This window comes from Thermoflexibacter ruber, assembly GCF_900113045.1.
GTDB lineage: Bacteria > Bacteroidota > Bacteroidia > Cytophagales > Thermoflexibacteraceae > Thermoflexibacter > Thermoflexibacter ruber.
The window spans coordinates 181,961-200,356 of sequence record NZ_FONY01000004.1 but is presented as its reverse complement, the minus strand read 5'-3'; the positions used below and the strand labels follow the sequence as shown (position 1 = coordinate 200,356).

Genomic DNA, 18,396 nt, shown 5'->3' with positions numbered 1-18,396 from the left:
CCTTATAACTGCTCTTGTGTAAACTCTTCCTTTGCTTGTTCTATGTTATTCGCTTTCAGGTCTTCTGTAGTAATCTTAGTCGCAACAGTACGTTTAGCCATGTTAGCGGCGGCTTTTTTACGAAGGCGGATATTGAGCATTTCCATAGAGAAAGCAAACGCCATAGCAAAATAAATGTATCCCTTAGGAATGTGGAAATCAACCGATTCGCCTACCAATAGCATACCTATCATAATCAGAAACGACAAAGCAAGCATCTTGATAGTAGGGTGTTGGTTTACAAAATCACTAATTTTGCCTACCGCAAGCATCATTACGCCCATAGAAACTACTACTGCCGAAATCATAATGCCTACCTGCTCAGGGGGTACTAAGCCAATGGCAGTGAGAATAGAATCAAAAGAAAAAACAATATCTACTAATACAATTTGGATAATTACCACAAAAAAACTCGCCTTTTTCTTCTCTATAAGCCCTTCATTCTCGACTTCTTCCATTTTTGCATGGATTTCTGAAGTGCTTTTTCCCATAAGGAACAGCCCTCCAAAAAAGAGAATCAAATCTCTTACGCTAATGCCTGTATATATTTCTAAGGCTTCTATTTTGATTACAAATAAATCTTCTTTTAGCCCAATAATCCAAGTAATGGTAAAAAGCAAAAAAATACGCACTATGAGGGCGCAACATAACCCCACTAAGCGAGCAGATTTGCGAGAACTCTCGGGCAGCTTGTCAGCGATGATAGAAATGAAAATAATATTGTCAATCCCTAAGACAATTTCCAAAGCTGTAAGCGTAAGTAGGCTTATCAGTCCTTGCGTAGTAAACAGTGCGTCAAACATTTATGGTAGTGATATTGTTTTAAACTCTAATTAAAATAATTTTTTTGAAAAGCCAAAAAAGAATAATAAATTCCATGAGGGGATAAAAGTTAAGTAGTGATAAAGATTTAAAATCACAATATTAGTAATTAGTTTTCTTATTCGGAAATTTCATTCCGAGATTGTTTTGAAAAACACTTGCAAAGGTAGATTTTAAATTTATTTTTGTGCAGTTAAAATGCTATTTTAGGAAAAAATATATGGATACAATTACACAGTATAGAGAAATAGTTAGCAAGTGTAGGAAAATTTTTGAACAAAAAACAAAGGATTATGGAACATCTTGGCGAGTTTTGAGACTTCCCTCGCTCACTGACCAAATTTTTATCAAAGCAAGACGCATACGTTCTATTCAAGAAAAAGGTACACAAAAAATAGAAGATGATGTAAGTGTGGAGTTTATAGGAATTATTAATTATTGCATTATCGCACTTATCCAAGCTAAACTAAGCCAAGAGGAACGCTTAGAAATCCCTTTGGAAGAAGCATTAGCCTTATATGATGAGATGGTAGAAAATACGCTTGCTTTGCAAATCAATAAGAATCATGATTATAACGAGGCTTGGAGAAGTATGAGGATAAGTAGCATGACAGATATTATCTTGATGAAGTTATTGAGAATAAAGCAAATAGAAGACAATGAAGGCAGAACGCTGATTTCCGAAGGTGTCAATGCTAACTACCAAGATATTATAAATTATGCTGTTTTTTGCTTAATTTTGATGAGTAAATAAAAAATAAAAAGCAATGTCTGAACCCGAATTTCCTGATTATCAGTATTCACCTTATTTATTTCCTAAGTCAAAGCCTCCAAAACCTAAGAATAGGTATGGCTTATACTTATTTTTGTTTATTATTACGTTGATTTGTACTACTTTGGCAGGAGCAGAGTGGATGACAGGGCGTTCTTTCTTCTACGGTAAAGAGTTGTTGGGGTGGCAACACTTTTGGGAAGGCATGTATTTTTCTTTGCCCTTCTTAGGCATACTCACTGCCCATGAGTTTGGTCATTATTTCACCGCAAAATATCACAAAGTAAAGGTATCGCTACCTTTTTATATTCCTGCATGGTTTGGATTTATAGGGGCTTCCTCCATTGGGACTATGGGGGCTTTCATCCAAATCAGAGAAAAATTGAAGTCCACCAAAGAAATTTTTGATGTAGGAATTGCTGGACCTTTGGCGGGTTTTGTAGTGGCTATTGGATTAATTTGGTATGGATTTACGCATCTGCCACCCTTAGACTATCTCTACCAGATTCACCCAGAGTACAAGCAGTGGGGGGAGGCTTATGCAGATTATGCGTATAAAAATATACCCGAGGGAGGGAATATTAGTTTAGGAACAAATTTGATTTTTGAGTTTTTTAAAGCCTATGTAGTAGAAGACCCTAAACTCATTCCTCATGCCAACGAAATGGCTCATTACCCCTTCCTTTTTGCAGGCTATTTAGCCTTATTTTTCACTGCATTAAATCTGATTCCTATTGGACAGCTGGACGGAGGGCATATCTTGTACGGACTGGTAGGTAATCAAAGGCATAGAGTTATCTCTCTTAGTTTGTTCGTTATCTTCATTTTTTATGCAGGCATAGGCACTTTCCAATTTGCTGACATCTATGCAGAAAATATTTGGTATGTACTTCCTTATATAGGCTTTTTGTATTTTGTTTTTTACAGAACTTTTCCCAACAAACTTACTGTTTTGCTTATTACAATGAGTGTATTTGTAGGACAGTTGTTGTTTAGTTATCTATTTCCTGATATTTCAGGCTACTCGGGCTGGTTGGCTTTTGGCTTTTTATTAGGAAATTTTTTAGGAATTTACCACCCTCCTGCGGAAGTAGAAAAACCTTTGAGTATGGGAAGGAAAATCTTGGGCTGGATTACCTTGCTGATTTTTATTTTGTGTTTTTCACCACAACCATTTGTAGTCAAATAAAAAATTAACAACAAAAACTAATCTTTGTAAGATTTGTATAAGAATAATTAAAAATAATCTTTAAATTGGCATAGTTTAAGTACTGCAAAGCGATGTTATCAAAAGTTTTAATAGGCATAGTAAAAGGTTATCAGATAATCATTAGTCCACTCAAACCTCCTACTTGCCGTTTTACTCCCACTTGTTCTCAATACATGATAGAAGCAATCCATAAATATGGGGCTTTCAAAGGAATATCTTTAGGGCTGAGACGCATTAGGCGATGCCACCCTTGGGGAGGAAGCGGATACGACCCTGTTCCTTAATTTTAACACGGCTTTGTAGTCAATTACTTTATAAACAGCTTGATGTCAAGTTTTCATAGTATTTATGAGTAAGTTTTACTTGAGTTTTTTGATTTACTTATTTTTTGTATCTGTTGCTTACGCCAACAATGATAGCCTGAAAGTTATTTATCAAAATTTAAAGACAAGCAACAACATAAATCGTCTGAACAGGGGACTATTAGCGATATTTGAGAGCAGATATATCCCAACAGAACTCTCTGTCGTCCCAGAGGATTACCTGCTCTATGCTGAGAAGTCTTTAAAAATATCCGAGGAGTTAAACTATCTGGAAGGTCAAGCAGAGGCACTATTGGTCATTGGTTTGTACTATTGGTATAAGGGATTAGATTATAGAGAGAAAGTAATAGAGCCCAAATCTCTTCCTTACTTAGAAAGGGCCGCCGCTATTGCTAAAAATATTGGTAACATAGTCATAGAAATCAAAGCCAATAGGGCGATGCAAAAAATTTATAGAGAAAAAGGGGAAACAAGGGTTTCGGCAGAAACTCTTTTACCTATCTATGAACTATCCAACAAAGTAGAGCAGGAAAAAGCAGGAAAAAGTGAAACCAATGCTAACAAAGCACTCATCAAAGAACTTAAAAAATGTAGGTATTTCCTTGCTACTGACTTCGGCAATATATACATAGATGCTAACGAGTATTTGAAATCATTGAAATACTTTTTAGAAGCACTTGTACTTGCAAGAGAAGAGGATGATACGCACAAAATCGCTTATTCTCTGAATAACGTCGCAAAAGCATACGATAAATTGGCTCGTAGGTCAAAAGCTATTAGCCACTTGGAAGAAGGGATAATCATAGCAGAAAATAATAAGGATTTATTTTGCCTTGCTTTGTTATACAATAGCTACGGAGATGTAAAATTTCACTTGAACGAAGTCGTACAGGCTAATTCCTATTACACACAAGCCTTAGCAATTAGCGATAAAGTAAATAATTTACCTCTCAAAGCAAGCATTTTAAGAAACATTGCTAAAGTACACGCCTACAATAATCACCCCCCCCAAGCCTTAGATGCCTACCTGCAAGCCGTGAGTATTTATGAAATCTATGCACCGCGTATTCAGTTAGTGGATATATATAAGGAACTTTCTAACATTTTTTTTAATAGCAAAGACTATCAAAGAGCGTTGTATTACTTCAAACAATATACCGATTTGAAGGAGCAGTTCATGGTAGAGAAACTACTCAAAGAGATTATAGAGATAGAAAAAGAAAAACAGCTCGAGGAGTATGAACTATTGAAAAAGAACTATGCCTTAGCAGAAAGCGAACTCAAATCACAAAAAGCATGGCAAAGCGTTACCTTTATAGTGGCAGTTATTTTGATGATAGCCTCCGTGCTTTTGCTTACAAGTTTTCTACAAAAACAAAACGCCTACAAGATGCTTGCTAAGCAGAAAGAAGAACTTAATCAAGTAAATAAGCTAAAAGATAAACTATTTGCGGTCATTTCCCAAGACTTACGAAGCCCTCTTCATTCTTTGAGGAATGTAGTAGCCTTGCTCGATGCAGAGAACCTAAACTCCCAAGAAACTAAACTGATTTCAGAGAAACTGAACGAAGATTTGGGTGCAACCTTAGGACTGCTTGATAACCTGCTCTATTGGGCAAGGTCGCAAATGCAAGGTATTAAAAAAGAAAGCCAAATCATCAACCTACATGAATTGATAGATGAAAATATCAATTTGCTCTCTGGTAATGCCAATAAAAAAGGGATAGTTTTGATAAATAATGTTCCCCAAAACCTGACCCCCGCCTATGCAGACCTGAATATGATTAATTTAGTGGTCAGAAATCTACTTAGCAATGCTATTAAGTTCACACCCAAAGGAGGAAGTATTACCTTCAATGCCAAGCTCAATAAAGAAGACCTGGTTGAGGTAAGTATCACAGATACAGGTATAGGCATGAGTGCGGCAGACCAAGAAAGAATTTTCAATACCAAAGAAGTACTAAGCACCTCAGAAGAAGCTATTAGTAAAGGGGAAGGGATAGGACTTGGGCTATTGCTTTGCAAGGAATTTATTGAGGAGAATGGAGGGGAAATCTGGGTAAAAAGCGAAATAGGCAAAGGAAGCACTTTTACCTTTAGTCTAAAAACAGAAAGTAAAGACAAAAATTAAAAACATTCTATTAACTTTGCACTTCAAAACAACAGCATAAAAAACTAAAACTCGTTTTTTGAAAAACTTTTATGGAAATAGAAACAGTAAAATGTTTGATTATAGGCTCAGGTCCCGCTGGTTACACGGCAGCAATCTATGCTGCAAGAGCAGGTCTGAAGCCCATCCTTTATCAAGGAGGACAACCCGGCGGCCAGCTAACTATTACCTCTGACGTTGAAAACTATCCCGGATATCCACAAGGGATTAACGGTCCTCAAATGATGCTGGACTTCCAAGCCCAAGCAGAACGTTTTGGCACAGATATTCGCTATGGCATGGTAACTTCAGTGGATTTTAGTGTCTATCCCCTAAAAGTAACAGTAGATGAAAGTATTGATATACAAGCATATAGTATTATCATAGCTACAGGAGCCTCAGCCAAATGGCTTGGCTTACCTTCCGAACAGCGACTCAACAGTCATGGAGTATCTGCTTGTGCTGTTTGCGATGGTTATTTTTATAGAGGCACAGAAGTTGCCGTAGTAGGTGCGGGCGATACAGCAGCCGAGGAGGCAACTTATCTTTCAAAGTTATGTACCAAAGTACACCTATTAGTACGTAGAGATGAGATGCGTGCTTCTAAGTTTATGCAAGAAAGAGTAAAAAATACTCCTAATATTCAAATCTGGTGGAATACAGAAACCGAAGAAATCTTAGGAGAACACCAAGTTGAGGCAGTAAGAGTGCGCAACAACAAAACCCAAGAGGTTACTACTATTCCTATCAAAGGCTTTTTTGTCGCCATAGGGCATCAACCCAATACAGCTATTTTCAAGGGATTTTTAGACATGGACGAAACAGGCTATATCAAAACGATTGCCGGCTCTACTAAAACTAATATTGAAGGTGTTTTTGCCGCAGGAGATGCCCAAGACCATGTTTACCGCCAAGCAGTTACAGCCGCAGGTACGGGGTGTATGGCAGCTTTAGATGCAGAACGCTTCTTAGCGGCAAAAGGCATACACTAACGAATTTCCAAGCAATAAATTTGGAGTTTAAAATTTTATTGCTTTGCTTTACGTAGTCCAACAAAGGCTGTATATTTTTACTAAGAAATCCAATCAATAATTGACTGTTTGCTTGGGGTTGATAGATGTTCGCGTATGGAATTGTTAAAGTAATCAGTCAAGCTAAAATCTTATAATTAGGATATTTATGAAAACAAATTTACGACTTTTAATTGCCATGTCTTTTTTGTTTGTATTTTTTTCCTCAACAAACACTTTGGCACAGCAAAAAAAGAGAAGTTTTAAACAGCGAGTAGGAGATTTCATAGAACTAAAAATCATCAATAAAATCTGGACACCTTCTGAAGCCGACTCGTTGAAAGGTAATGTCCTAACAAGCAAAGAAGAAGATAGCTTACGAGATTCTCTTTTTCTCAATCCCTCAGGCAGAGAAGAAATGAATACTTCTTTGAAAAATAGCCAAGAAAACGAAAAAACAGGGGGCGCCTCGCTTATTGAAAATAATACCACCGATAAGGCACAAATGCGCCAAATAGAAGAAACTTTTAAAGACCTCGCTAAAACAGTAATTAAAGATACGACCTATATCAGAAATCTTATCAGAAAAGTATATGAAACTCCTTTGGATTTGAGTGAGCCTGTTTCTATGATGCGAGAAGATAATTCTAATTTTTATGATGTAGAAACAAAGAAGATAGTCATGGTAACAGAGGAGTTAGCTATTGATTGTGTCTGGGTTACACTCACAAACTATTATGCCATTTGGGATACCAAATCTATCAATCCTTACCAATACGATATAGACACTTTTAAAGATACTTTGGATATCCAACTTTATGACTCTGCTCAAAATCAAAACTGGGCTTTGCCGTTAGCAAGTATTAAAGTGAACTCAAACTTTGGCTTTCGCAGGTATCGTTGGCACCCAGGTATAGATTTAGACTTGAATATAGGCGACCCAGTTTATGCTACTTTTGATGGGATAGTGAGAATAAGTAATTATGCCAAAGGTGGTTATGGACGGTATGTAGTCCTGAGGCATTACAACGGTTTGGAAACACTTTATGCACACCTAAGCAAATCCTTAGTAGAGGTAGGGCAAGAAGTAAAAGCTGGGCAAGAAATAGGAAAGGGAGGGAACACAGGCAGAAGTACAGGACCGCACCTTCACTATGAAGTTCGCTATCAAGGACATACTTTTAATCCTGCGGAAATCTACGACTTTGAGTTGAACCGCATCAAAACAAACCTTTTTAGACTTTCTCCTGACCACTTTAAGCATCTAACTAATAGACGACAAGTAATTTATCATATTGTGGAAAAAGGAGATACTCTCTCAACTCTTTCTCAATATTACGGTATTTCTATCAGAAATCTTTGCCGCTTTAATCGTATTAGTGCCAATACAAAATTAAAAATAGGTAGAAGGCTAAGGGTTAGATAAGCTTATGCCCCTGTCCCTATTCTTTTTCAAGGTACTTTTTACTTACCCAAAGCAAGCCAAATGCTTCTCCACCACTTTTGGTGATGTGCTTGTGATGGGCATGGTGTGCCCTGCGTAAAGCCCTAAAATATTTGTTATTGCTTTTGCGAAGTAAAGGAGGGTAGCGTTGATGAATAAAAACATCATGAACTAAAAAATAGACAACACCATAGACCAAAATGCCTATACCAATATACAACTTAAAGTCTAAACCATCTGCGATGCCTGTATAAATGCACAAAGCACTTGGGATAGCAAAGAATAACAAAAATAAGTCATTCCTCTCAAAGAAATGTCTTTCATCTTTGACATGGTGCGACTCATGCAAATTCCACAAAAAGCCGTGCATGATATATTTGTGTAAAGCCCATGCTACCCCTTCTGTAGCACAGAAAGTAAGGAGAATAATACCAAAATTGATTAAGTAGTTCATTGCTAATGATGTATTTAAAGAAAAAGCAAATTTACTCAATTAAATAAACACACTTCTTGCAAGAAAGTTTGTTTTACTTTTCTACAACCGCAAATAAATCTAAGCACTCCTCTGGTTTATCGCTAAGTGAAAAATCTTGCAAACCAATGCTGCTTACCAAAGTATTATCTTCTTGCATCAACTTATTGCGATTCAAGCGATTAAGAATGTCATAAGGAATCTGTAAAAGCTGACGTGGGAGACGATACTGAAGGTTAAAAATATCATAACGGGTAATTTTCTGTACTGAGCGGCGATTCTGCTCGTGGTATTCCATGACCTTATCACTTCCTTTTACCCCTTTTAGCTCCACTTTTGTAAAATATTTTCCCAATAAGGTAAACATCTCATCTGCGGTATATTCCCTTACGTGCCAAGGATTGCGTGTCAAAGACATTTTCTTATTCGGTGTAGCAATGACCGCTTTCTCTCCCGTTTTTAAAACCCTAATGATTTCTCTAAGAAAATAATGGTCGTCTTGTATGTGTTCTATGACTTGCAAAGTTACCAGACTGTCCATACTATCGCTTTGTATGTCTTTGAAAGGAGGAATGAAGGCATCGATGAACTTGTATTGAGGATATTTGCTGCTCAAATGAGTAAGTAGGGCAGTATTTTTGTCTATGGCGGTATAGTTTTCACACAAAGGAGCAAAAACTTCTATGCCCTTACCAGTGCCACAACCTACTTCAAGCAAATTGCCTTTGACACATTTTGCCGCCTCCAAGTAAGCAAAGAATAACCTGTTATTCAGCACGTTATCACTTGGGATTTCGTATGAGGTGATTTCAGATGTTTTAAACATTTTTGCTAAAAATCGAGATTAAGAAGAATAGAAATTTTAATATGTCTTGACTTCATTAGTAATTACCGTATTTACAAAGGTAAGTGAATTTTGCTTTCTTTCAAATTTTTGGAAAATGTACCTATCCTTAGGCTGAACTAATCCAGAGTTAGGTAAAAGGTTTATCAAATGCAATAGGAGTAATAGTTTGGATAATTTTAGTAGAAATCAATGATAAACCTTGTAAAATGTTATGTCTTTTGTAAATTTACGAGGCTTCGCTAATATTTATATAACTATAGCCATAAATTTCAAAACCTATTTGAATCATGCCGAGCATTTTTACACGTATTGTCAATAGAGAAATTCCATGTCATTTAGTTGATGAAGATGAAAACTTTATGGCATTTTTGGACATTAACCCCTTGGCTGAGGGACATACCTTAGTAATTACCAAAAAGGAGATAGATTATATTTTTGACCATGACGACCAAACGCTAAGTGGATTGATGCTTTTTTGTAAAAAAGTAGGGCTAAAACTCCAAAAAGCGATTCCCTGCTTACGTATAGGAATAGCGGTTGTAGGATTGGAAGTTCCTCATACTCACGTGCATCTAATTCCTATGAATACAATGAATGATATTAATTTTAATAAGGAAAAGTTAAAATTTTCTCAAGAGGAGTTAGCGCAAATTGCAAAAAAAATTAGAGAGCAGTAATGGAATAAGTTTTGTAAAACATACGTTAGCAAATACTTACACTATCCCAACGCCCAAACTACCAGAATTATCAACAGCCCAAGCAAACCGTATTTCCATTTACTGTAAAAGAGCAAGTGAAATACCATGTCAGGGTTTTTGAGATTTTGAGTTCCTAATTTAAGGTGGTATTCAGTGTGGCAGTTGGGACAGAGTCAATCTATTTCATCGTTTTCACCAAATATTGATTTGGTGAAAATGTGGTGCTTATGTACGTATGTAACTTGCTTGCACTTTGCTTATATTCCATTAGCTAATTGACCTTGTTTTAATTAAAAACTGCTTGTTCTTCTTCTATTTGCTTGCTTAAAGTTGCATTGGGAGAGCTGTGGATTCTAAATGTAAGAATACTCATAGTATTACTCAAAGGCAATACAGGAATCTTTCCCAAAGCAAGCGTATATGGTTTTTCCAATCCGTTTTGTATCAGAGTGAGTGTTTGATAAATAGAGGTAAGTTGCTCTTTAGGGGTACAGTCTATGAACAGAGTGAGGGCATTAGACAAGCTAATGTCTTTTTGATTTCGCACTGGATTTACTTTGGCACTAAAACTAATCCTTACTAACTTAGTTTCCTTATCGTAGCCACTGCCTATTTTCCAATCTACATCGGCATTTTCGTCAGCAGGAATCATTTTTGCCAATTCTATCGCTAAGGCATCTTGCTGCTCTTATGGGATAGAAGCAAATACTTGTATAAATTTTTTGATGATTTCTTCTTTGAGCATAGTTTGGGCTTGTTTTTCTACAAAGATACAATTTTATTTCAAATTAATTACTACCCCAACGCCCAAACTATCAGAATTATCAACAGCCCACGCAAACCGTATTTTTATGCTAAACTTGCATCTAACATGATGACTGTATTAAGAACGCGAGAAATAGGACAGCCTGCTTTGGCTCTATTAGCTATTTCTTGGAATTTGTCCTCTGAAATATTAGCAATTTTGGCTTTGAGGTCTAAGTGGATAAGCGTTACTGACCAGCCGCTACCGTCATTTTCCACAGTTACAGTAGCCGTAGTATGGAGTTCCTCAGCGGTAAATCCTTCTGCATCAAGCATAAAGGAAAGAGCCATATTGAAACAACCCGAATGAGCCGCTGCGATGAGTTCCTCTGGATTTGTACCAGCCCCTTCCCCAAATCGCATACTAAAAGAATAAGGGGTATCACTAAGTATGCCACTTTGAGTCGTCAATTTTCCCTGACCGTCTTTGCCTGAACCGTTCCAAATAGAGGTAGCTTTTCTTTTTTTCATGGTGTTTAAAAAGTTTTTTGATGAGTGATGAAGAAATGTTTGATTGTAATTTTTCACGAAAGATAGTAATTTTCTTATAAGTTCTTTTTTAAATTTAATTTTTTCTATGTGATGACGAATGAAAAATGGTAAGTAATTTGATAATACACCAAATCAGTTGGAAAACTATAACCGCCAATTTAATTGCATGAAATTTTTACCCAAACTTATTCTCATATATCTCTGCTTATCAGCTTTTTGCTTAGCAAAAACTTTTGCACAATCAAGTAGAAACTCTCTAACCCCTAAGTACAGCAATGAGTATTTGGCAATAGGAGTGGGGGCGCGTGCCTTAGCCATGGCAAACACCCATGTTGCCATTGCCAATGATGTAACCGCAGGCTATTGGAATCCTGCGGGTTTGCTTAGAATCAAAGACAAGTATCAGGCTGCACTGATGCACGCCGAGTACTTCGGGGGTATTGCCAGTTATGATTATGCAGGTTTTGCAACCCCAATCAACGACGACTCGCACCTTGGCTTTTCAATTATTCGCATGGGCATTGACAATATCCCAGATACGCGTTTTTTGTTGGACAATACAGGAAGAATCAACTATGAGAATGTAGGCTCCTTTGCAGAGGCTTCTTATGCTTTTATCTTTTCGTATGCCCACTACTCCATCGCCAAAGGGCTGACTTTGGGAGGAAACGCTAAAATCTTGCATCGTACCGCAGGAGTTTTTGCTAATGCTTGGGGGTTTGGCTTTGATGTAGCGGCACAGTATGAATACAAGAAATGGCAAACTGGTTTGGTGATTAGAGATGTAACCAGCACTTTCAATGTGTGGAACTATAACTCAGAAGCAGTCATAGATATTTTTTCTCAAACCAACAATGAAATCCCTACTAACTCCATAGAACTTACCCTTCCTCGGATGATTGTAGAAGTGGGTAGAGAGGTCGACTTCAGCGAAAACTTAGGAGCTTTGCTTACGGCAGGCTTTACTTTTACTTTTGATGGAAAAAGGAATAGTTGGTTACAAACTGATTTACTTTCAGGAGATTTTCAAGCGGGTATGGAACTCAACTATAAAAAAACGGTATTTTTGAGGGGAGGCATAGGCAACTTCCAACGCTTAGACGATTTCAACAGGGTACAGTATATCCAAACGCAACCGAGCTTTGGATTAGGCTTTGTCATTAAAAACTTTACTATCGACTATGCCTTGACTAATGCCATTCGCTCAGCAGATAATCCTACTACTTTTTCTCATGTTTTTTCCGTAAAAGCAGGTTTTGATGATAAAAAGAAGAAAAAGTAAAATTTAGGCGGTTTAAAATGCTCTTTTATTTACCTAAACTAAGTAATAAAACCAATTGAACGTTATGTCGTCATCAATAACGATATACTGCTTCCCTTTCACTGCTTCCCCTTCTTCGTTTGATAGTCCTAAGCGGCGTTGCCAACTTTCTACAACCTTTGCAAAAGACTTCTTAGGCTTTCTAAGTTGTGGATAGGAGCGAAAATGTCTATATAAGGCATAGCGGCAATCATGGCTTGGGTAGCTGGCTTGTAATCAGGATTGCCTGCTAAGGGATTGAGCCAAATGACATTTTTTGACTTTTTTTGTATGCTTGCCATACTCTCCTCGAGGAGTTCCATCTTGCCAGTATCCCAGCCATCGCTCACGATAATTATAGAAGTTTTTTTATCTAACAATCTTCGGTGTGTCTGACAAAGATTGTAGAGTGATTGTCCTATTTGCGTACCTCCAGACCATTGAGGTATTTTTTCTGATAATTCTTGCAGGGTTTGATTAATATTTTTTCGCTTAAGTTCTTCGGTGATGTGTTGCAAGGAGGTACTAAATACAAAGGTTTCTATGCGTTGATAAGCCGTTTGGAAAGCATACATGAATTGAATCAGGAAGCGACTATACAAATCCATAGACTTACTTACATCGCAAATGAGCAATAACTTGAACTTTTTGGGTTTTGGCTCTTGGTAAGCCAATTTTAACACTTCGCCTTGATAATTTTTATTCAGATAAAGAGTTCGCCTCAAATCTAAGGTTTGATGTTTTTTTGACCTTTGTTTCCTTCTACTTAGGTGAGAGGACAGATTTTTAGCTAAAAGCTGGATAATTTTACTTACCTCTTGCATTTCTTGGGGGGTAAATAAGGCAAAATCTTTTTTGCTGAGTACTTCCGTAGGGCTGTAGGTCGCTATTTCTGTAATTTCTTCATTTTTGTTCCCATAAAGCCAATTTTTTAAAGCCAACAAAGAAGGTTGTTGGTTACGAGTAGGTTTAGGTGGTGCTTCCTCAGGTTTACCTCCTGTGATTTTGGAATCTACGGCTTTTTCTAACTCTTTCCAATAGTTTTGGTAAAGTTTCTCAAATTGGGTGAGTTGATGTAAATTTTTGACCAAAGTAGATTGCAAGACCAATTTCATGATTTCCTGATTCTCCAAAGGCAAACAAGCAAGAGCTTGCAGGGCATCTTTTTCCTCTGCTACCCCCAAATTAAAATCGTGATTTCTCAGATACCTACAAAACGCAACGATATTTGCAGAAAGAGCCGTATGTCTTTGAATCAATGAATCCATGAGATTGGCTAATAATTTCCTTGTTTAAGATACTCTCTTACAATTTTCCTTTGGCTCGTTTTCGTCTTGCTATCTCCTTGCTTATCAGGGTAAACTCACGACTGCTTTGCCCAGCTACGGAGGTGTTTTCTGCGGCTCTACGGAAAAGATAAGGCATGACAGACTTCAAAGGTCCGTAAGGTACGTATTTGGCTACATTGTAGCCTGCTTTAGCTAAGTTGAAAGAAATATGGTCGCTCATGCCGTAAAGTTGGGCAAACCAAACCCCTGCATCCTTTTTAGCTATTTGGTGTTGTTCCATGAGTTTGGCTAAGTAGAGGCAACTCTGCTCGTTGTGCGTACCTGCGCAAAAATCAATCATAGCTTTGTTTTCTACACAGAAAAGCAAGGCTTCGTTAAATGCTTTGTCGGTAGCGGACTTGTTGGGTTGGATAGGGTCAGCATATCCTAATGCTTTGGCACGAGCGCGCTCTTTTTCCATATAAGCCCCTCTGACTATCTTTGCCCCGACTTTGAATCCCTTGTCTAAGCCTTTTTCTTTGGCAATTTTTAGCTTGCCCAAACCTGCTAAGGTATAGAGTTGATAAGTGTTATACACAATCACGCTTTGAAGATTATATTTTTCCATCATCTGATAAGCAAGAGAGTCTATTGCATCTTGAATCCAAGTTTCCTCTGCATCTATGAATACTTTTACCCCGTGCTGATGTGCTGTCTTACAGATATTATCTACCCTTTTTATAAGTTTCTGTAACATAGCTTCTTCGCTTTCGCTTAGAGAAAGATTGGGGTTGTTGATAAAAGCAGATACTTTTTCCAATAACTCAAACGGGGCTAAGCCCGTGGTTTTGAACACAGTAAATGGAATGGCAGCAGGATTGCTCGCCGCTTTGTGAATGGTAGCGATGGTTTCTTGTTCGGTTTCATCGAAAGCCTGTTCCGTTTTTTCGCCTTCTACCGAATAATCCAAAATCGTCCCTACATGATACTGGGCAAGCATTTGGATAGTTTTTTCACAGTCCTCTATATTTTCTCCTCCACAAAAATGCTTAAACAAAGTAGATTTGAGCAAAGGGTCAATAGGAATGCCTGATTTGAGAGCAAACCTAATGAGTTTGGTGCCACTACTTACCAGCCAATTGCGATTGATAGAAGCAAACAGAAGGTAGCTTTTCCACAAATCGGTATCTGAACGATAGGAAAAAGCAACTTGCGTATCTTCAAAAGAAAGGTCTTTGAATATTTTTTTCTCAGAAAGAGCAGAAGATTGCATGATATTTTTTAATTTGAATACCTCTAAAAACAAGTAAAAATGTGCTTTGTTTAAGATTTAATATTGTTATAGGCTTGATTTAATGTTTTTGCAACAACGAAATTACACAACAAAAGGTATGTGTGAAAAATTTTAGGTAAATAAAAAATATAAATAGAAAAATATTTTGAAAATCAAAATTTTACAAAACAAAATACTTTCAACAAAGAGTTTGATTTTACGAAAAATTTATCTTAACTTTGATACTACTGCGAAAACAACGCTACACTCTATCTTATTTATCAATCAATCATCTCTCTATTAACGCTAAATAACTATGATGAAACAAAACTATTGCCTGATTTTCAAACTATTAAGTATTATAAGTGTATTTGCTCTTGTGGGTACAGCATGTATGAGTTCGCGAAAATACAGCGTGGAAAGTGATTATAGCTACCAAGGCAAGTTTAAAAAATACAAGACTTATGCCTTTTTGAAAGATACTAATGCCGATACAAGCCTTCAAAACCAAGTCATCGAGGAGGAAATAAAATTTCGCATGGAATTGTTGGGCTATAAGATGGTAGAAAAAAATCCTCATCTCCTTGTTTCTTATAAAATATTTTATGACAATCTCCGCTTTACAGGATATAGCCAGCCCGAAATCGAGGTTTTTGTGAAAAATGAAGAGTACCTTGACGAAAAAGACCAAAAGTATGACCCTATCAAGTACAATTTACGTGAAGGGACTTTGCTGATTGTATTTTTTGACGGCAAACAGGAGAAAGCTATTTGGCAGGGTTATGCCTCAGGAATCTTTGGCAACGCCTTTTTCAATAGTTCTAGATATTTGAAAAAACCTGTCCGCCTCATTTTTGATAAATATAAATTTTTGGCAGATGGCTTTGCTTATGACGATAAAGACAAACCAGTAAAGTAATGCACTATTTATTTGCAAACTTTGCTATCAAAGCCTTTTGGAAACTTTTTCTAAAGGGCTTTTGTATTTTTTGGCATTAAATTTTCTTATTTTAAGAATAAAGTAATAATTTGCTACACTTATTTATTATATTGAATTCCAGACTTTTTATAAACTTTAGCATAAAGGCATCTAATAACCCTCTTAGATATTGAACTCATTGTATTTGGCATTGTGCATTTTTATTCATTTGTTTGTATGAGCATTTTACTTTTTAGTAGAACTTGTTGGATTAAATATGTCTAAAATCAAAAAAATTAAAGTTATTAATGGTGTTTACTGGGTAGAGATAAAAGAGGCAGAACTCTATATCTTGTGTGGCTGTCCTGCGGATACAGTAAAGCATCTAAAAAAGAGAGGGTTAATAGAAGAAGTTGAAAAAGAGGGAGTAGTTTACGAAACAGGACCCAATGTAATTCTACTTTCTGATGTACTGATGCAAAACAGCAGTTTTTCCAATCTCACAGAGTTTCCTGTCTTGCAAATGCTTTACCTCCAAGGCATGATTATTCCCAATCACCCTAACAATACGGGCATGAAGCCCATGCTCATAGGCACAGAAGAGCAGGTAAAAGCACAAATGGAATATATTTATAGGGGGAACTACGGATTGGTAAGTATTGATGAAATGATAGAAGCTGGGGCAACTTGGGCTGAGGCTCAAGAAATGATGAAAATAAAGCTAAAATTTGCTTTTGGGAAAATTACCCCTTCTAATGAGTTGATAGACAGCCGAATTGTAAAAAATACGAATATAGAAATTCGCAATGGTGTTTTTATCAGACGCATTAGTTTTAATAAATACCAAATAAGCTATCAAGATGAAAAAGTACAGGTAGATTTGAATTTGGGTGCGGGAGAACTCTACGACCCTCCGTATCAACTTGGTTATCACTTCATTGATAGAGAATACTTTGCCATCATTCACTCAGGCGAGGGAGATGGTTGGGATTTGCACCGTCCTTGCATGGCAAGCGTCATTATTTTTCAAGGAAGGATTTATATTATAGATGCAGGACCTAATATCTTAGCAAGCCTTAACTATTTGGGTATCAGTGTAAACGAAATTGAAGGGATTTTTCATACCCATGCCCATGACGACCACTTTGCAGGGTTGACTACGCTCATCAGAACAGATAGAAGGTTCAAATATTACGCTACGCCCTTGGTGCGCACAGCCGTAACAAAAAAGCTATGTGCTTTGATGTCCATGCAAGAGGAAAGTTTTAGCAGTTTTTTTGATATTCACGATTTGCCTTTTGACGAGTGGACTGATGTAGATGGCTTGGAGGTAAAGCCAGTTTATTCGCCTCACCCCGTAGAAACAAATATTTTCTTTTTCAGGGCAAATTGGATTGATGGCTACAAGGTATATGCACACTTAGCCGATGTAACCTCCGATGAGGTTTTACGAAAAATGATTACCAACAATCCTAAGGAAAACGGTATTACAGAGGAGCAGTTTGAGCAAATCAAAGCCAAGTATATGTATCCCGCTCACTTGAAAAAGATAGACGTAGGTGGGGGAATGATTCACGGCAACGCAGAGGATTTCAGAGAAGACAAATCGCATAAAATCGTCTTGGCACACACCTCCAAACCCTTAACTCTCTCGCAAAGGGAAATAGGCTCGTCTTCTGCTTTTGGAATGGTAGATGTGTTGATTCCTACTAACCATGATTATTTGATTACTTTTGCGCATAACCATCTGAAAAATTATTTTCCTAATGCTTCTGAGCATGAATTGAACTATTTGCTCAATCATCCTATTGTAAGTTATAATGCAGGTTCGCTCTTGCTCAAGAAAGGACAGGAATCTAAGTATGTGTATTTGCTTATTACAGGCTCAGTGGAGTTCCTACATGCTAAAACAGGTAAGCACGATACGCTTCCCGCAGGTTCATTTATTGGGTTTTATGCGGGCTATTTAGGCTTACATTCGCCTGAAACTTATTGGGCATCTTGCAACATACACGTTTTGCAGATTCCAAGCAGTTCTTACAGGGAGTTTGTATCGCGAAATAATCTTTACAGCGAACTGAAACGAATGGAGGAAAATATCTTATTTTTGCAAAGTACTTGGCTCTTTGGCGATGTGGTTTCTTTTCCAAATTTGGCACAGGTAGCAAAAAAAATGCAGAAAATTCAGCTTTCTCATAACTATCAGATTCCTCTGTTCCAAAGTGAAAAATACCTCAACAATCCTTTTTCGGCTAATGGAAATGCAGATGAGGATATGTTGCATATCATTGCTGACGGTGAAGTCGCTATTAAGCACATAGACAATGAGATAGGAAGGCTGGAAAAGGCAGATTTTTTTGGAGGGGACAGGACTATATTAGGGCATCATCGCAAGTTTGATTTGAAAAATGTCAAAGCCATTTTGCCCAAAGACACTTGCTTATTTGCTATTACTGCTACTGTGATGAAAGATATTCCGATTGTGCATTGGAAACTTTTAGAAACCTACAATAAACGAATCAGGGCTATTTATAACGAAGTTCAATAAACCATA

General features: G+C 37.1%; 17 protein-coding genes. 10 read left to right on the top strand and 7 right to left on the bottom strand.

Annotated features, from left to right (window positions below; all coding sequences use genetic code 11):
- Positions 1 to 2 precede the first annotated feature (2 nt).
- A complete protein-coding gene (locus BM141_RS03650; protein WP_091540177.1) occupies positions 3 to 842 on the bottom strand; it encodes a TerC family protein in 840 nt (279 codons plus the stop codon).
- Positions 843 to 1,081: 239 nt separating this feature from the next.
- Between BM141_RS03650 and BM141_RS03645 the strand changes: the two genes are divergently transcribed.
- The 6 genes from BM141_RS03645 to BM141_RS03620 all read left to right on the top strand — a co-directional run bounded on the left by BM141_RS03645 (position 1,082) and on the right by BM141_RS03620 (position 7,751).
- Positions 1,082 to 1,615, top strand: a complete 534-nt coding sequence (locus tag BM141_RS03645; protein WP_091540174.1) for a DUF1599 domain-containing protein — start codon at positions 1,082 to 1,084, stop codon at positions 1,613 to 1,615.
- 13 nt (positions 1,616 to 1,628) lie between these two features.
- Complete coding sequence (locus BM141_RS03640) at positions 1,629 to 2,822, top strand: site-2 protease family protein (RefSeq protein ID WP_091540171.1); 1,194 nt, start codon at positions 1,629 to 1,631, stop codon at positions 2,820 to 2,822.
- 92 nt (positions 2,823 to 2,914) lie between these two features.
- Complete coding sequence (gene yidD, locus BM141_RS03635) at positions 2,915 to 3,127, top strand: membrane protein insertion efficiency factor YidD (protein ID WP_091540168.1); 213 nt, start codon at positions 2,915 to 2,917, stop codon at positions 3,125 to 3,127.
- 64 nt (positions 3,128 to 3,191) lie between these two features.
- Positions 3,192 to 5,297, top strand: coding sequence for a tetratricopeptide repeat-containing sensor histidine kinase (locus BM141_RS03630; RefSeq protein WP_091540164.1), 2,106 nt, complete (start codon positions 3,192 to 3,194; stop codon positions 5,295 to 5,297).
- A gap of 71 nt (positions 5,298 to 5,368) precedes the next feature.
- Positions 5,369 to 6,307, top strand: a complete 939-nt coding sequence (gene trxB / locus BM141_RS03625) for a thioredoxin-disulfide reductase (RefSeq protein WP_091540159.1) — start codon at positions 5,369 to 5,371, stop codon at positions 6,305 to 6,307.
- A gap of 187 nt (positions 6,308 to 6,494) precedes the next feature.
- The gene (locus BM141_RS03620) at positions 6,495 to 7,751 is read left to right on the top strand and encodes a M23 family metallopeptidase (RefSeq protein WP_091540157.1); all 1,257 of its coding nucleotides are present in this window, start codon (positions 6,495 to 6,497) and stop codon (positions 7,749 to 7,751) included.
- Between the two features lie 16 nt (positions 7,752 to 7,767).
- On the opposite strand, the gene BM141_RS03615 is transcribed toward BM141_RS03620, so the two are convergent.
- Positions 7,768 to 8,223 (bottom strand): sterol desaturase family protein, encoded by a 456-nt coding sequence (locus BM141_RS03615; protein ID WP_091540153.1) that lies wholly within the window; start codon positions 8,221 to 8,223, stop codon positions 7,768 to 7,770.
- Positions 8,224 to 8,296: 73 nt separating this feature from the next.
- On the bottom strand, positions 8,297 to 9,067 hold the full coding sequence (locus BM141_RS03610) for a class I SAM-dependent methyltransferase (protein ID WP_091540150.1): 771 nt from the start codon (positions 9,065 to 9,067) through the stop codon (positions 8,297 to 8,299).
- Between the two features lie 308 nt (positions 9,068 to 9,375).
- On the opposite strand from BM141_RS03610, the gene BM141_RS03605 reads away from it, so the two are divergent.
- Positions 9,376 to 9,765, top strand: coding sequence for an HIT family protein (locus BM141_RS03605; RefSeq protein ID WP_091540146.1), 390 nt, complete (start codon positions 9,376 to 9,378; stop codon positions 9,763 to 9,765).
- A gap of 307 nt (positions 9,766 to 10,072) precedes the next feature.
- Here the strand turns inward: BM141_RS03605 and BM141_RS03600 are convergent, their stop codons facing one another.
- Entirely contained in the window at positions 10,073 to 10,438 is a 366-nt protein-coding gene (locus tag BM141_RS03600) for a hypothetical protein (RefSeq protein ID WP_091540143.1), read from the bottom strand.
- Positions 10,439 to 10,635: 197 nt separating this feature from the next.
- Positions 10,636 to 11,061 carry an OsmC family protein gene (locus BM141_RS03595; protein ID WP_091540139.1) on the bottom strand — a complete coding sequence of 142 codons (426 nt, stop codon included), beginning with the start codon at positions 11,059 to 11,061 and terminating at the stop codon, positions 10,636 to 10,638.
- A gap of 187 nt (positions 11,062 to 11,248) precedes the next feature.
- Between BM141_RS03595 and BM141_RS03590 the strand changes: the two genes are divergently transcribed.
- Positions 11,249 to 12,364 carry a putative type IX sorting system protein PorV2 gene (locus BM141_RS03590; RefSeq protein ID WP_143090785.1) on the top strand — a complete coding sequence of 372 codons (1,116 nt, stop codon included), beginning with the start codon at positions 11,249 to 11,251 and terminating at the stop codon, positions 12,362 to 12,364.
- Between the two features lie 149 nt (positions 12,365 to 12,513).
- On the opposite strand, the gene BM141_RS03585 is transcribed toward BM141_RS03590, so the two are convergent.
- Together BM141_RS03585 and BM141_RS03580 are read right to left on the bottom strand one after the other, a co-directional pair.
- Positions 12,514 to 13,650, bottom strand: coding sequence for a vWA domain-containing protein (locus BM141_RS03585; protein ID WP_091540135.1), 1,137 nt, complete (start codon positions 13,648 to 13,650; stop codon positions 12,514 to 12,516).
- Between the two features lie 37 nt (positions 13,651 to 13,687).
- Positions 13,688 to 14,923: a proline dehydrogenase family protein gene (locus tag BM141_RS03580; RefSeq protein WP_091540271.1), complete on the bottom strand. Its 1,236-nt coding sequence runs from the start codon at positions 14,921 to 14,923 to the stop codon at positions 13,688 to 13,690.
- Between the two features lie 316 nt (positions 14,924 to 15,239).
- On the opposite strand from BM141_RS03580, the gene BM141_RS03575 reads away from it, so the two are divergent.
- On the top strand, positions 15,240 to 15,842 hold the full coding sequence (locus BM141_RS03575) for a DUF4136 domain-containing protein (protein WP_091540132.1): 603 nt from the start codon (positions 15,240 to 15,242) through the stop codon (positions 15,840 to 15,842).
- Between the two features lie 277 nt (positions 15,843 to 16,119).
- A complete protein-coding gene (locus BM141_RS03570; protein ID WP_091540130.1) occupies positions 16,120 to 18,390 on the top strand; it encodes an MBL fold metallo-hydrolase in 2,271 nt (756 codons plus the stop codon).
- The last annotated feature ends 6 nt before the right edge of the window (positions 18,391 to 18,396 follow it).

Coding starts and splice junctions, on each gene's coding strand:
- BM141_RS03650 (WP_091540177.1), bottom strand. CDS start 842: ATGTTTGACGCACTGTTTACTACGCAAGGACTGATAAGCCTACTTACG.
- BM141_RS03645 (WP_091540174.1), top strand. CDS start 1,082: ATGGATACAATTACACAGTATAGAGAAATAGTTAGCAAGTGTAGGAAA.
- BM141_RS03640 (WP_091540171.1), top strand. CDS start 1,629: ATGTCTGAACCCGAATTTCCTGATTATCAGTATTCACCTTATTTATTT.
- yidD (WP_091540168.1), top strand. CDS start 2,915: ATGTTATCAAAAGTTTTAATAGGCATAGTAAAAGGTTATCAGATAATC.
- BM141_RS03630 (WP_091540164.1), top strand. CDS start 3,192: ATGAGTAAGTTTTACTTGAGTTTTTTGATTTACTTATTTTTTGTATCT.
- trxB (WP_091540159.1), top strand. CDS start 5,369: ATGGAAATAGAAACAGTAAAATGTTTGATTATAGGCTCAGGTCCCGCT.
- BM141_RS03620 (WP_091540157.1), top strand. CDS start 6,495: ATGAAAACAAATTTACGACTTTTAATTGCCATGTCTTTTTTGTTTGTA.
- BM141_RS03615 (WP_091540153.1), bottom strand. CDS start 8,223: ATGAACTACTTAATCAATTTTGGTATTATTCTCCTTACTTTCTGTGCT.
- BM141_RS03610 (WP_091540150.1), bottom strand. CDS start 9,067: ATGTTTAAAACATCTGAAATCACCTCATACGAAATCCCAAGTGATAAC.
- BM141_RS03605 (WP_091540146.1), top strand. CDS start 9,376: ATGCCGAGCATTTTTACACGTATTGTCAATAGAGAAATTCCATGTCAT.
- BM141_RS03600 (WP_091540143.1), bottom strand. CDS start 10,438: ATGATTCCTGCTGACGAAAATGCCGATGTAGATTGGAAAATAGGCAGT.
- BM141_RS03595 (WP_091540139.1), bottom strand. CDS start 11,061: ATGAAAAAAAGAAAAGCTACCTCTATTTGGAACGGTTCAGGCAAAGAC.
- BM141_RS03590 (WP_143090785.1), top strand. CDS start 11,249: ATGAAATTTTTACCCAAACTTATTCTCATATATCTCTGCTTATCAGCT.
- BM141_RS03585 (WP_091540135.1), bottom strand. CDS start 13,650: ATGGATTCATTGATTCAAAGACATACGGCTCTTTCTGCAAATATCGTT.
- BM141_RS03580 (WP_091540271.1), bottom strand. CDS start 14,923: ATGCAATCTTCTGCTCTTTCTGAGAAAAAAATATTCAAAGACCTTTCT.
- BM141_RS03575 (WP_091540132.1), top strand. CDS start 15,240: ATGATGAAACAAAACTATTGCCTGATTTTCAAACTATTAAGTATTATA.
- BM141_RS03570 (WP_091540130.1), top strand. CDS start 16,120: ATGTCTAAAATCAAAAAAATTAAAGTTATTAATGGTGTTTACTGGGTA.